The sequence below is a fragment of the Pseudocitrobacter sp. RIT415 genome (assembly GCF_003057695.2).
GTDB classification, from domain to species: Bacteria; Pseudomonadota; Gammaproteobacteria; order Enterobacterales; family Enterobacteriaceae; genus Pseudocitrobacter; species Pseudocitrobacter faecalis.
This window is the reverse complement of record NZ_QBJC02000007.1, coordinates 39,960-53,968: the sequence shown is the minus strand read 5'-3', so window position 1 is coordinate 53,968 and position 14,009 is coordinate 39,960. Positions and strand designations below refer to the sequence as shown.

At 58.7% G+C, this 14,009-nt stretch carries 13 protein-coding genes; 1 reads left to right on the top strand and 12 read right to left on the bottom strand.

Annotated elements, in window-relative coordinates:
• Positions 1 to 412 precede the first annotated feature (412 nt).
• The gene (locus DBY68_RS09355) at positions 413 to 1,681 is read left to right on the top strand and encodes an OprD family outer membrane porin (protein ID WP_015963093.1); all 1,269 of its coding nucleotides are present in this window, start codon (positions 413 to 415) and stop codon (positions 1,679 to 1,681) included.
• A 241-nt stretch (positions 1,682 to 1,922) separates the two neighbouring features.
• Here DBY68_RS09355 and DBY68_RS09350 read toward each other — a convergent pair whose 3' ends face one another.
• The 12 genes from DBY68_RS09350 to DBY68_RS09295 all read right to left on the bottom strand — a co-directional run bounded on the left by DBY68_RS09350 (position 1,923) and on the right by DBY68_RS09295 (position 14,003).
• The gene (locus DBY68_RS09350) at positions 1,923 to 3,563 is read right to left on the bottom strand and encodes a thiamine pyrophosphate-binding protein (RefSeq protein WP_108475833.1); all 1,641 of its coding nucleotides are present in this window, start codon (positions 3,561 to 3,563) and stop codon (positions 1,923 to 1,925) included.
• 15 nt (positions 3,564 to 3,578) lie between these two features.
• Positions 3,579 to 5,048, bottom strand: coding sequence for an aldehyde dehydrogenase (locus DBY68_RS09345; protein ID WP_108475832.1), 1,470 nt, complete (start codon positions 5,046 to 5,048; stop codon positions 3,579 to 3,581).
• A 9-nt stretch (positions 5,049 to 5,057) separates the two neighbouring features.
• On the bottom strand, positions 5,058 to 5,828 hold the full coding sequence (locus DBY68_RS09340) for an aspartate dehydrogenase (RefSeq protein WP_108475831.1): 771 nt from the start codon (positions 5,826 to 5,828) through the stop codon (positions 5,058 to 5,060).
• 9 nt (positions 5,829 to 5,837) lie between these two features.
• Positions 5,838 to 6,632, bottom strand: a complete 795-nt coding sequence (locus DBY68_RS09335) for an SDR family oxidoreductase (protein WP_108475830.1) — start codon at positions 6,630 to 6,632, stop codon at positions 5,838 to 5,840.
• Positions 6,616 to 7,386: an alpha/beta hydrolase gene (locus DBY68_RS09330; RefSeq protein WP_108475829.1), complete on the bottom strand. Its 771-nt coding sequence runs from the start codon at positions 7,384 to 7,386 to the stop codon at positions 6,616 to 6,618. The genes DBY68_RS09335 and DBY68_RS09330 overlap by 17 nt, the downstream gene beginning before the upstream one ends.
• Positions 7,387 to 7,395: 9 nt before the next feature.
• A complete protein-coding gene (locus DBY68_RS09325) occupies positions 7,396 to 7,926 on the bottom strand; it encodes a cupin domain-containing protein (protein ID WP_108475828.1) in 531 nt (176 codons plus the stop codon).
• A gap of 10 nt (positions 7,927 to 7,936) precedes the next feature.
• On the bottom strand, positions 7,937 to 9,193 hold the full coding sequence (locus DBY68_RS09320) for an MFS transporter (protein WP_108475827.1): 1,257 nt from the start codon (positions 9,191 to 9,193) through the stop codon (positions 7,937 to 7,939).
• A 26-nt stretch (positions 9,194 to 9,219) separates the two neighbouring features.
• Entirely contained in the window at positions 9,220 to 10,416 is a 1,197-nt protein-coding gene (locus DBY68_RS09315) for an FAD-dependent oxidoreductase (RefSeq protein ID WP_108475826.1), read from the bottom strand.
• On the bottom strand, positions 10,413 to 11,339 hold the full coding sequence (locus tag DBY68_RS09310) for a VOC family protein (protein ID WP_108475825.1): 927 nt from the start codon (positions 11,337 to 11,339) through the stop codon (positions 10,413 to 10,415). Before DBY68_RS09310 ends, DBY68_RS09315 begins: the two co-directional genes overlap by 4 nt.
• An 87-nt stretch (positions 11,340 to 11,426) precedes the next feature.
• The gene (locus tag DBY68_RS09305) at positions 11,427 to 12,215 is read right to left on the bottom strand and encodes an IclR family transcriptional regulator (protein WP_108475824.1); all 789 of its coding nucleotides are present in this window, start codon (positions 12,213 to 12,215) and stop codon (positions 11,427 to 11,429) included.
• A gap of 16 nt (positions 12,216 to 12,231) precedes the next feature.
• Positions 12,232 to 12,981: an SDR family oxidoreductase gene (locus DBY68_RS09300; RefSeq protein WP_108475823.1), complete on the bottom strand. Its 750-nt coding sequence runs from the start codon at positions 12,979 to 12,981 to the stop codon at positions 12,232 to 12,234.
• A complete protein-coding gene (locus DBY68_RS09295) occupies positions 12,981 to 14,003 on the bottom strand; it encodes an aromatic ring-hydroxylating dioxygenase subunit alpha (protein ID WP_108475822.1) in 1,023 nt (340 codons plus the stop codon). Before DBY68_RS09295 ends, DBY68_RS09300 begins: the two co-directional genes overlap by 1 nt.
• Positions 14,004 to 14,009 lie beyond the last annotated feature (6 nt).

Below are 14,009 nucleotides of genomic sequence, written 5' to 3'. Positions count from 1 at the left end.
CCGGGGTGAGGGCTTCAGCGCGCACATCCCCGCCCGTTTAACCTCGTTATCAATAATTGTGCAAAGCTAATGCGATTATTTTATTCATCATTAAATCGCATCAATCGCTAATTAAATAGCACGATTTGCTAACAATAACTGAAAATCGCCAAATAAATAATTTCAAAAGATCGCGTTTCAAAAGATATTTATTTTGTCATTTACAAACTTCCTGTTCATTCTCTCCTTAAGAATAAACCAATGCCATATAATCCATAGTCCATCCCCTGTAAGCCTTACCAGCCGTGGCCTGACATACCCGGCAATAGTGAAGAAACATTTACACACATAATGATTGCAATCGTTTTTCATTCAGGAGAATATCGCGAAGAACTCAATACTTTTAATATAGACAGACAGAGACGTTCCCGCCGTGAAAAATAAATTATCGTTAATTGCATTAGGCCTGATCGCCGCTACACCTGCATTTGCCAGCCAGCAATCTGAAAGCCAGGGCTTTGTTGATGACAGCCATTTAGATGTATTTTTGCGCAATGCGTATATCAACCGTGATTACCAGGATGGACTAAAAGATAAAGCCGAATGGGGTCAGGGCATTGTCGCGACCTTTGAATCGGGCTTCACCCAGGGTGTGGTCGGTTTTGGCGTTGACGGTATTGCGCAGTATGGCGTGCGTTTAGACGGTGGACGTGGCCGCAGCGGCGCGGGCGGGATCGACTTCTTCGCTCAGGATAACGATGGCCGAGCAAAATCTGACCTCGCGAAATTTGGCGCGACGGTTAAAGCCCGTTTCTCAAATACCGTACTGAGCTACGGCACCCAGCGCCCGGCGCTGCCGATTCTGACCGCGGATGATTCTCGTCTGTTGTACGAAACCTACACCGGTACCCTGTTGACCTCGAAAGAGATTGACGGCCTGGAAGTGAACGCCGGTTACTTCACCGACGAACAGCGTAAGAGTGACGACAGCCATAACTCTGGCCTCGAAAGCATCTCCTTCGGCGGTGCGAGCTACCAGTTCAACGACCAGTTCAGCGGTGCAATCTACGCATCTCACATTGAAGATGTGATGAACAAACAGTACCTGGGCCTGAACTACAAACAACCGTTCAGCACCGGCCAGCAGTTGGTTCTTGATTTCAACGGTTATAACTCTCGCCTCACCCCAGGCTATGCTGAATCGCTGGATACCGGCCGTAGCAACAGCATCTGGAGCCTGGCAGCCAGCTATATCTGGGATATTCATACCTTTAAAATTGCTTATCAACAGAGCAGCGGCAGCACCGGTTACAACTATGGCGGCTACCGTAACCAGGGCGGCGTAGGCGATGGCGGCAACACCATCTGGCTGGCGAACTCCTACTGGTCTGATTTTAACGGTGAAGATGAACGTTCATGGCAGGCATCTTACGGCCTGGACTTCGCGGGTCTTGGTTTACCGGGCCTGAGCTGGACCACTGCTTACGTGCGCGGCGATAACATCAAAACGTCACAGACCAGCAACGGTAAAGAACACGAATGGTTCAACCAGGTGCAATACCAGGTTCAGGACGGTGTGGCGAAAGATCTGAAATTCAAAGTCCGTTACTCCGTACTGCGCGTCTCTAACAACGCCAGCGACTATAACGTGAGCGGGAACGAGGTTCGCGTGTACGTTGAATACCCGTTCAACGTCTTCTGACCCTCACCCTGCCCTCTCCCAAAGGGAGAGGGTAAAACCCTGCGCAAAATATCACATCTCACACTGTTTGTTCCCTCTCCCTTTGGGAGAGGGTAAAACCCTGCGCAAAATATACATCTCGCACTGTTTGTTCCCTCTCCCTTTGGGAGAGGGTAAAACCCCGCGCAAAATGTACATCTCGCACTGTTTGTTCCCTCTCCCTTTGGGAGAGGGTTAGGGTGAGGGGGATAAAGACAGCACCTTAATACAACGTCTTCTGAGGCGGCCCGGCAAAACGCAGCGCGCCAATCTCGCCCATTCGCACTTCCACCACCGACGGCCCCGGCATTGCCAGTGCTTCTGTCATCGTGGCCTGAAAATCTTCCGCACGATTAACCGTCCACGCCTGTAAGCCGATGGCCTGCGCCAGCGCGGTGAAGTCCGGCGTGTGCAGTTCGTTATAATACTGACGGCCACCGAAGTATTTATCCTGAATACCGCGCATCACACCGTAGCCGCCATCATTCATAATCAGCAGCGTCACGTTGGCTTTTTCCTGTGCCAGCGTCGCCAGTTCACCCAGATTCAGGCTCAGGCCACCATCCCCCACCAGCCCCACCACTTTGTGCTGCGGGTTAGCAATGGCGGTGCCAATCGCCATCGGCAGCCCCATACCAATTGCCCCGGCGAGGGAGTGAATATTTTTCAGCGGCTGATGGGCGCGGAACAGACGGCTGCCCCACAGGCTGCCGGAAACGGTAATATCCCGCACCAGAATGCCGTCGTCCGGCAGCGCATGTTCAATAGCGTCATTCAGCCCGGCATACGCGCCGCACTGCTCGCGCAAACCTTGTTCCGCCGCCACGACTGCCTGCTGCACCTGCTCATCCCACGCGCTGTTGCCCCATTCACGCCCCTGAGCTTTCGCGGCTAACGCCGTCAGCAATGCATCACAGTCAGCGATAATCGTCTGATCCATCAGGTAATTACGGCTTGCCGCCGCCGGGTCGATATCAATCTGCACGCGCGGCTCCGGCAGCGTCAGCGTCCAGGAGCGGGTCTCATTACTGCGCAGACGTGAGCCCGCCACCAGCGTGAAATCACAGGTTTCCATCATCGCTTCCACGGAGGGCGAGTTATGGAACGCGCGCAGGCTGGCGCGATGATTATCCGGCAACACACCGCGAGCATGGGTGCTGGAAATAACCGTCATCCCGGCATCCGCCAGCGTTTTGACTGCCGCGGCGCTCGCCAACGCACCACCACCTAACCACAACAGTGGTTGCTTCGCCTGCTTAAGCTGCGCCCACAGCGCATCAACGGTTGCGGCATCCACCGCCGCAGGCGTCGCCGGACGTATCGCGGTCGTCACCAGCGAAGCGGGGATTTTCGCGCCCTGAATATCAATAGGAATTTCCACCGACACCGGGCCACACGGCGGTGTCTGTGCGTCCTGAATCGCTTTATGCAAAATCGCTACCGCCTGATTGGCATTGCTGATGCGGTAGGCGCGTTTTGAGCTGGCCTTCAGAAAAGTTAGCTGGTCGCGCGTCTCGTGAATAAACCCGGTATCCGCATCCAGCCAGGCTTTTTCCACCTGGCCGGTCAAATGCAACAGCGGCGTGCAGGCGTTCATCGCCTCAACCAGTGCACCAACGGCATTACCCGCACCTGCGCCGGTGCTGGTCAGCGCCACGCCGAGGCCGGAAAAACGCCCGTGCGCATCCGCCATCGTCACCGATCCCGCTTCACCGCGCGCCGGGACGAAACGGATGTTGCCACGCTGCCCAACGGCATCGGCAATCGGCAGGTTGTGGATAGAGATAACGCCGTAGATGGCGTCTACCTGATACTGCTCCAGCGTTCTGGCAATGGCCTCGCCGACGGTAATCATTTCACTCATAACTCACCCTTATTCTTAGTCGCACCAGCGGTTGACGCTATTACCCGTCGCCAGATAAATGCTCTTTTGTTGCATCCAGGCTTTCAGCCCCTGAATACCCTTTTCGCGGCCCAGACCGCTCTCTTTAAAGCCCCCGAACGGGGTCGAAATGGCGAAAACTTTGTAGGTGTTGATCCACACCGTGCCCGCTTCCAGCTGCTCGCTTAAACGCAGCGCTCGTCCGGTGTCGCGCGTCCAGATACCCGCCGCCAGCCCATAAACCGATGCGTTCGCCTCAGAAATCAGCGACGCTTCGTCGGCAAACGGCATCGCCACCAGCACCGGGCCGAAGATCTCTTCCTGACAAACGCGCGCCTGATTATTCAGGCCATCAATAATCGTCGGCTGGAAATAGCTGCCACAGGCAAGCGCCGGGTCAGCGGGAATTTCACCACCGCACAGCACGCGTCCGCCCTCTTTCTGCGCCAGTGCGACGTAATCCATTACGCTTTTGCGATGCTTTTCGTTAATCAGCGGCCCAATGTGCGTGCCTTCCTGATGAGGGTGCCCGACGCGCAGCGCGCGCGTTAATTCCAGCAGCCGCGCCATCAGCGGTTGATAAACCGACGCGTGAATAAACAGACGCGAACCGGCGATACACGCCTGCCCTGCTGAACTGAAAATGCCGTAGCAAATGCCGCGCGCCGCCTGCTCGATATCGGCGTCTTCCAGTACGATGGTCGGTGACTTACCGCCCAGTTCCAGCGAGGCGGGGATCAGTTTTTCCGCCGCCACGTGCGCCAGATGCCGCCCGGTGGTCGTGCCGCCGGTGAAAGAGATTTTCCGAATCAGAGGATGGCGCGCCAGCGCATCGCCAATCACCGAGCCTTTCCCCGGCAGCACGCTCAACAGCCCGGCGGGAAGTCCAGCCTGTTCAAAAATACGCGCCAGCTCCAGCGCCATCAGCGGCGTAGCTTCCGCTGGTTTGAGGATTACTGCATTGCCCGCGGCAATCGCCGGAGCGACCTTCTGCATTTCGCTGGCAATCGGCGAGTTCCACGGCGTAATGGCCGCTACTACGCCCAGCGGCTCATAGCGGCTGAGGGTTAATACCTCCGCCATGCGCGGGGTCGGCAATTCGCCCTCCAGCAGTTCGCAGGCCGCCGCAAAATAACGCGCCGTTCCCGCCGCACTCATTACCAGTCCACGCGCTTCCGGCAACGGTTTGCCGTTGTCGCGGCTTTGCATCAGGGCCAGTTCCTCCACGCGCGATTCGATAATGTCCGCCACGTTGTGCAGCACTTTCGCCCGCTGATGCGGCAGCGCATTGCGCCATGCCGGGTCACGCCAGGCGCGCTCGGCGCTTTTTACCGCGTCGTTCATGTCGTCGATGCTGGCGGCGTTAAGCGTGGCATTCAGCGAACCGTCCGCCGGGAACGTACTTTGCATCGCTTCGCCGTTGCCGCGTCGCCAGACGCCGCCCACAAAAATTGAGAGTTCTTGCATATCAGCCTCTTAGCACTGAGCCAGTTCACGGCAGGCGCGCACCGCGCTCAGTGCCGCCAGAGTGGAGGTTTTCGGGTTGCTGGCGAGCGGCAAGCCGCTGAGTTCGAGGTGGAATTCGCCAAACAGGCCCTCGACGTGCAGGGTATGGGTGTTACGTTTCGTCGCCGGGTCAACCATTAACTGAACGCGAGTGTCATCCATTCCCACGCCACCCAGCGCCACGGTTGCCGCCACGTTGGCATTCGCCGGAAAGAGGCGTGCGGCTTCCCGCGCACTGCCTTCGAAAAAGATTTGCGCTTCCTGCACCGTCGCCAGGTCAATCAGCTGTTCGGCGTAGCTCCCGCGCCAGCTGGCCGGGCTTTTACGCGACTGATAGGTGACGCGCTGCAAGCCACCCTCTTTTGCCGCCGATAAACCGTCGATGCCTGCCACCGCGCCTGCCAGCAGGGTTAATTTCCCGCCCGCGTTCAGCAGCCGCTGTTCAAGTTCGCTGTCCGCCAGCGCACCAGTAGAGATAACCGACAGATGCCAGCCACGTTTGAGGACCGCTTCGCCGTACTGCGCCACCGCCTGCTGACTGGCACACTCCAGCACCAGATCCGGCGCGGCATCGCATGCCAGTGGATCAACCAGCGGGGTAACCTCACCGTGAAAACGATCCAGAATCGCCTGATGATGTGATTCCCGCGCCACGATCCAGCCGATCGCCACGTTGGCAGGTAAACGTTCGATCACCGCCTGGGCCATCGCGCCGTAGCCAATTAACATGACCTTTTTCATCATTGCTCCTTAAAGGTGACGGCAGAAACCGCCGGAGACATCCAGCGCGGCCCCGGTGGTGAAAGAAGCCAGCGGTGACGCCAGGAATAACAGTGCCTGAGCGGGTTCCTGTGGTTTACCCAGACGCCCCATCGGAATGCCGCGCTTGCGGGCGATATCGCCTGTCCACGCCGGCCAGCTCTGGCTTTTATCGCTGCGCTGCTCATAGCGGCGCTGCCATTGGCCGGATTCCACCATCCCCAGCAGAATGGAATTCACGCGGATGCCTTTCTCCACCAGGTCTTTCGACAGGGTGAGCGTCATGTTCAGCAGCGCGGCGCGCGCGGCGGAGGTGGCGATCATGTGCTCTTCCGGCTGTAGCGCCAGCAGCGAATTGACGCAGGTGATCGACGCGATATCCGACGCTTCAAGCTGGCTTAAAAACGCCTGCACCGGGTTAATGACGCCAAATAATTTCAGCTCGGCTTCATGCAGCCATGCGCTGCGCGGGGTGTCAGCAAAATGGGCGACGAAGCCCTGCCCGGCGTTGTTGATCAGCATGTCGGCGCGGCCCAGATTCGCCTCAACGGCGGCGGCGAATGCCTGTACATCCTCTTCTTTCAGTACATCGCAGCAGGCAGAGAAAATCTCGCCCTGCGGAAATTCGTTGAGCAACGCGGCGTGCGCGCTGGCGAGCCTGTCCGGATCACGGCCACAAAATGCCACTTTTGCGCCTTCGCCCAGTAACAGGCGCAGGGTTTCGAAACCGATCCCCGACGATCCTCCGGTGACTACCGCTACACGCCCTTCAATTTGTGCATTCATCGCGCACCTCTTCCATTGCCTGCAAAAGCCATTGATTAAATGTCGTTTCGTTATCGAGATAGCTGGCATGCCCGGCCTTCGGAACGGCGGTGTATGGCATGCCGTAGCGTGCGGCCAGCGCCTGCGCGGCCTCCGGCGGCGTGATGGTGTCCTGCTCACCGCAGCACACACTGAACGCACCGCCGTACTGTTCAAGCCAGCGGTGAATATCGTCGTGCGCCAGCATCCATGCCGCCGCCAGATAGCCTTCCGGGCGCAGACGTCGCATCCCTGCCGCCACCGTCGCCACATCGTCCTGGTGTGCCGCCGGTTGCAGCAGGGCCGCCGCGCGGGTTTGCGCGAGGATCTCACCGCCCATCGCGATTTGCTGTTCCCGACTGCGCCATACCTGCTCGCGTTTTTGCGCCGTCGCGTTGCCGTAACCCTGCGCCGGGTCAGCCAGCAGCAAATGCACAACCCGTTCGGGGTAACGCGCGGCAAAGGCGCTGGCCACCAGCGCGCCCAGCGAATGCCCTACCAGCACTGTTTGCCAGATGCCAGCACGGTCAAGCAACAGCGCGAGCGCATCGGCGTAGTCGCCCGCATTCGCCCGCTCGGTTGCCAGCATCGGGCTTTCGCCATAGCCCGGCATATCCCAGGCCAGCACGCGGCAGCCCGGTAGCGTCATCTGCTTATGCCAGGACGCCGCGCCGGAGCTAATACCATGCAGCAGCATCACCGGTATGCCATGGCCCTGTTCACGAAAACCCGTCATCGCAATTCCTTAGTTACGTTTCACTTTCGACAGCGGATGGTCTGCCGGATAGGTTGGGATCTCCGGCTTTTTGGTGCCGAGCATCACGCACATCAGCGCTTCTTCTTCGCCATGGTTAAACAGGCCGCGATAGATCCCCGCCGGAACGGAGATGAGATCGCGCTCGCGCAGCACCGTTTCGGTGTAGTTGTCACCATCCTGAATCATCAGGGTGATCTGCCCTTTCAGCATGAAGAAGACTTCTTCCACATCATCGTGCAAATGCAGCGGGCCTTCGCATTTCGACGGCAGCACCATGGTGGAGAAGGTGAAGTGCTCCGCCGCCACGGTGTTGGTATCGCTGGCGACACCGGTCGCCCCGGTGCCGATATAACGCATCTGCGCACGGCGATATTTCGGGTCAAAATCCGCCTGGAACTTCAGCGCGTTCCAGTCATATTTACGGCCTTCAAAGCGGGCAATACGCGACTCCACCCACTCTTCCATGGTCAGATTTTCTGGCTTGATGCCGGTTTTCGCGCTTACGGTTGAATCAGACATGACACACTCCTCAGTAACGTTTAAGCAGCGGCAGTAACAGGACGCACCCTACGGTCGCCATCACCACCAGAAAGATCAGCCCGGAATCCATGCTGTGAGTGAAGGCGATCAGCGCCCCCATCACCGCCGGCGACAACGCCCCGGCAAAGTTTCCCAGCCCGTTGAAAATACCGCCCGCCGTGGCGCTCACCCGTGGATGGGTCGCTTTTGCCAGCAGAGCGAAAATGTTCGGCGCGCCCACGCCCCACATAAAGGTGCTGAAGCTCATGGCGGCGATGATGGTCAGCGGCGTATCCAGATGCATGACCGCCGTCAGGCCAATGGCCGCCCCTGCCATTGAGATAAAGCAGGCGGCTGCGCGTTTATCGACGCGATCGGACAGCCACGCGCCAATCACTTCGCCCAGCAGCATGGCGATGAACGGCATCGACGACAGCCAACCCGCATGCTCCAGGTGAATGCCTTTGCCTTTAATCAGGTAGCCCGGCAGCCAGCCGTTGATGCCCCACAGATAGGTCAGAAAAGCGATGTTAAAGACGCAAATCATCCAGAAGTGAGTGCTGACAAACAGCTCCTGACGCGCCGCCCGACGCGTTAGCTGCGACTGTTGCGTCGGTGCCTGTTTCGCCTCAAGCTGCACGCCCCGCAGGCCAATGCGCACCAGAATCAACACCGGGATAGTGAGCAGCGCCATGGTGAAGAAGGTGCTCTGCCAGCCAAAGGTATTGAGCAGCCAGATGGAAAGCGGGAAGCCAATTGCCGCCCCCACGGGCGTGCCGAGCAGCCAGAGCATGGTGGCGCGCGCCTGCAAATGCTGCGGGAAGGAGTGGCGTACAATGGCGAACGCCAGCGGGAACAGCGGCCCTTCCGCCACGCCGAGCAGAATGCGCAGCGTCACCATCAGCGTGTAGTTGTGCGTAAAGCCCATCATCACCATCAATACGCACCACAGCACCATCATGCCGGTGAGCAGACGCAGCGGTGCGATCTTGTCGCCCAGCCCGCTCAGCAGTACGGAGGAAAAACCGTAGCTCAGCAGGAACGCACTCATCAGGATACCCAGACGCGTGGTGTCAAAATCGATGCCCATCGCCTGCTGGAAATGGCTATCGGAAAAGAGTGCGGCGATGCTGATTTTGTCGAAAAACGCCAACAGGACGCAGGCCAGCAGCGACAGCGGAATAGCCCAGCGAACGGTCGTTTCAGACGTGCAGACGCCCTCACCGCGCGCCTCTACGGGCGCGGTGTTGTTCTCTAATGTGCTCATGTTCCCCCCTGAGGGTTACGTCGCGGTTAGCGTAGTGACATCAGTGAAAAGTCAGGATCGCCCAATGGCTCAGCGTTCAGATCGCGTCCGCTTGCCATCCAGCGTTTCGCAAGCTTAACGGTGCGCGGATCGTTAAACGCCACCAGTTGATTCAGCGTACCGTCAGCGTTGAGCGAGAAGAAAAGCGGCCCTTTTTCTTCCCGGCGAACCACCGTCCGGCTGTTCGGCTGCGGAATGCCGAGGATCTGAATGTTGTGCTGGTATTGATCCGACCACAGCCACGGCACGTCGTCGTAACCGGGCGCGCTGGCATCCAGCATCGCTTTGGCCGTCGCCACCGCCTGATTCTGCGCAAATGCCCATGACTGCACGCACAGACCGTAACGCGCGTGCTGCGCCACATCGCCCACGGCGAAGATCGCCGGATCGGACGTGCGCCCCTGAGCATCGACCACAATGCCGCGATCGGTTTTCAGCCCGGCATCGCGTGCCAGTTCCAGATTGAGATCGACGCCGATCCCCACCACTACCGCATCGAAGATCTCACGCTGGCCGTCGCAGTGGATCACCGCATTTTTATCGCCTTCATCCAGTTCAATCGCGCCACATCCGGTGCGCACATCCACGCCCTGTTGCTGATGTATTGCCAGCAGTTCAGCGGACACTTCCGCGCTGACCGAGCGCATACAGAGCGCGGGCTGTTGTTCAAACAGAGTGACCGCGATACCGCTTTTGCGCGCCGAGGCGGCAATCTCCAGGCCAATCCAGCCGCCGCCGATAATCGCCAGCGTTTGGCTCTGCGCCAGGCGCTTTTTCAGACGCTGCGCATCCTGCCAGTGGCGCAGGGTATACACCTGCGGATGCGTCGCCCACGCGTCTCCCGGCAGGCGCGCCCGGCCTCCGGTGGCGATCAAAAGCTGGTTGTAGCTCAGTGACTCTCCGTTACTCAACGCAACGGTTTTTGCTTGTGGATCGATAGCCTGCGCGCGAAGCGGGCGATACCAGCGCAGGTTCAGCGCCTGCTGTGCCTCCTCGCTGAACAGGCGCGGCAGCGTCGGGGACGCTTCCAGCAGCGAGGCTTTTGACAGTGGCGGGCGTTCGTAGAAATCCCACTCCTCTTCTGCCACTACGCAGATCTCACCGTCGAAACCGTCGTCGCGCAGGGTTTTCGCCGCCCAGCCGCCCGCCTGGCCGCCGCCGATAATTACGATGCGCGCCGTCATACCGCCTCCGGCTTCTTCTGCTGGCGGCGGGTGTCGTGGTCGATACCGCCTTCCACCGCCCATTCGGTAAAGGAGACCAGCGAATGCTCCAGCTCGCGCGGTTGCCACTTCTCGGTGAGGTAGTCGTCGTTGGTGTAGTACTCAAACGCCCCGCCGGTTGGGCTGTTCACATACCAGAAATAGGCGGAAGAGACCGGGTGACGACCGGGGCCGATAAACGTGCTCCAGTCATGTTTGTTCATGGCAATGCCGCCGCCGATCACTTCATGGATGTCGCGTACGGTGAACGCGACGTGATTCAGCCCGCGCTTGCGGTTTGGCAATTGCAGCAGGAAAAGATTGTGATGGCCGCCGCGCGCCTGGCAACGCAGGAATACCGCGCGGTTGATGTAACGGTCAGAGACCTGGAAGCCCAGCACTTCACGGTAGAATTTCTCCACCGCCGCCAGTTCTTCAACAAAGAACACTACGTGGCCGATGTTGATCGGCTCTGCACGATCGTAAACCGGGCTTGGTGTGTCGATACGACGCGCATCGCCCCACTGGTTAATCGGCTCAACGTTCAGTTCAACTGGCTGCTGCTGGCTGACCTGCACGCGCAAGGTCATGCCGTTCGGGTCGCGGCATTCCAGCGCGCCGTCCACCTCACGAAAACCCGGCTGGCTGGCAAGCTTCGGGCGCAGCGCGTCCAGTTCACTCTGGGTAGCCACACCCCAGGTCATGCGACGCAGCGTGTTGCCTGCTTCAAAAGCGTCCGGCAGCGTGGGGGCATCCTGCGAATTTAACTCCACGCTGGCACCGCTCAGGGTGGTGAAACGACGCCCGCTGGCATCACCCTTCAGGCCAAAATCAGCCATAAATTTTGCGCTGTGGGCCACGTCATCGACGCCAAACTCCAGTTTTTCAATTCCGATTACACTCATGGTTCGTTGCCTCTTTGCCACTCAATGCCCAGATTTGGGCGTAGAGCATGCCCGACGCCGCTCAGCGCCTGCACCTAACTGTTTGATTTAACTGGCTTGTGACAGATACCCTAAAAAGCCAGAGATTTTGTCCGCCGCCATGCGAACGTCGTTTTGCAACCGATCGCGATCGGTTTGCGGCACCTGTTCCGAGGGCACCAGAATGCTTACTACCGCCGCCACGCGCCCGCTGCGGTCATAAACCGGATAGACAATGGAGGAGATCCCTTCACGGAAGAATGATTCGCCAATGACATAACCACGCGCTTTATCCTGCTGTACCATTTGCCACAGCGCTTCCCGGTCATGCGGCTGACCCAGCGTATTTCCGGGTAACCGCTCGTTCGGGAAAATCTGTTCGAACTCGCTGCGCGACACATCCGTCAGCAGCATGCGGCCCAGCGATGTGCAGTGCACCGGCAGACGTGTGCCAATACTGACATGATTGATACGCGAACCAGCGGCGCTGACGCGGGCGATGTAGATGATGTCGCGCCCGTCGCGGATCGCCAGATGGCTGCTGCACTGACTGCTGTCGCGCAGTTGCTCAATCACTGGCTGCCCGACCTGGGCAACATCCAGCGAGGCGATATATTCAAAACCAAGACGCAGCACGTTCATCCCGAGCGAAAAGGTATTGGTACGCGGGTTGCGCTCCAGAAACCCCATATATTCCAGCGTCTGCACCACGCGGTAAGCCGTCGCTTTCGGCATGTCCACCAGCCGATGCAGCTCGGCGAAGGTCAGGTCGCGATGCTGTTCACCGAAGGCCAGCAGCAGCTGTAAACCGCGCTCCAGACCGGGCACCAGGTACTTAATTTCGTGCTCGTTCGCCATACTGCCTCCGCCCTGCTCAGTTAAAAATAAAGCCACCGTTGACCGGAATAAGCTGACCGGTGACAAACCCGGAGAGATCGCTCAACAGCCACAGCACGCTACCGGTGACATCTTCCGGCTGCTGCGCGCCCGCCAGCGCCCGGCCATTTTCATACAATTGATGGCGCTCGGCAGGCACGTACTCCGTCGCTTCCACGCGCGTCAGACCCGGCGCAATCGCATTAATACGGATACGTTTTTCGCCCAGTTCACGCGCCATCGAACGCGTCATGGCAATCACCGCCCCCTTACTGGCCACATAGGCCATCAGGCGTGGTGCGCCCCACAGGGCAGTGTCCGAGGCCACATTAACGATTCCCGATCCTTCGCGTAGCAGAGGCACGGCGGCGCGGGTCACCAGCCAGGTGCCTTTGACGTTGACGTTCATGACCCGATCCCAGAGATCCGGATCGTAGTCGATCATATTTTTACCGCCGACGCCGGTCGCCATCGCCGCGTTATTCACTAATCCGTCTAGCAACCCAATTTCTGCGATGGCGGCAAACGTCATGTCGATGGATGAACTATCGGCTAAATCAATCACGTAATCTTCAATACGGTAACCCTGCTCACGCAGGCTGTGCGCGCTTTCCGCCAGTTCGCCCGCCAGGATGTCGCACATCACAACCGTCGCGCCCTGCTCTGCACAGGCTTTGGCAAAGTGAAAGCCGAGCCCGCGGGCCGCGCCGGTCACCACGATGCGCTTGCCATCGAGTAAGCCGTGCATCAGGCCGCTCCCTGCTGCGCGTCGCGCGTTGCCAGTTGCTCTTTCGCCGCTTTCTGCATCATGCGGCGCAGACGGGAAAGGCCGACATCGTGTTGATAGAGATATTCATGATCGCGGGCGTTCGGTGCCAGACTCTCCAGCACCACGCGATCCTGTTCCAGCACTTCCCAGTGCAGTTTTTCCAGACGGTTGCGGTACATGAAACGCCAGAGATCGCGCTGCCAGCCCTGTACGCGGCGAATACGCCAGAAGAAGACGCGGCAGTTGTCGTTATCTTCCGGCACCACCATGCCGACAATCCAGAAGTGACCACCCGGCCCAAAACGTCGTTTGTACGGAATCGAGAGTCGCATCCAGTAAGTGCCGCTGTTGCCCAGTTCAACCCAGTCGAAGTTAACGCCGCTTTGCCCTTTTTTCTCAAAGATGAAGCCGGTTTGGGTCGGTTGCAGGATCATGTCCGCTTTGCGATCGCCTTCCGCCATTGAGTGCGAAGATGAGTGAAGGTAGGTGCCGTGCATAGGATCCATCACGTTTTCCAGCGCGTACTGGTAATTGCATTTCCACGCGGCGGAACAGAGGAAGTTGCTGTAGCTTTCGGTGTCCGCCAGCTCTTCCGGGAAGGTGAGTTCTTCCGGCTGTTGGTCAGCGGTGACGCCAAACCACAGGAAAATCGCGCCGTGCGCTTCCTGCACGTTGTAGCTGCGCACGCACTGTTGGCCCACCAGCGGGCAGCGATCCACCGCCGGAACGTCTTTCACTTCACCGTTGCCCGCCACTTCTACACCGTGATACCAGCAGGCAATACGGTCGCCGAGGTTCCAGCCCATCGACAGACGCGCGCCACGGTGCGGGCAGCGATCTTCCAGCGCCTGTACCTGACCCTCTTTGTTACGCCACACCACAATTTGTTCACCCAGGCGGGTGATCCCGACCGGCGCGGACTGGACTTCCCAGCTTGCCAGCACCGGATACCATAAACCGCGTAACCCTTTATCGAGATAGCTCTGCACTGTTGTTGTCATCACCCG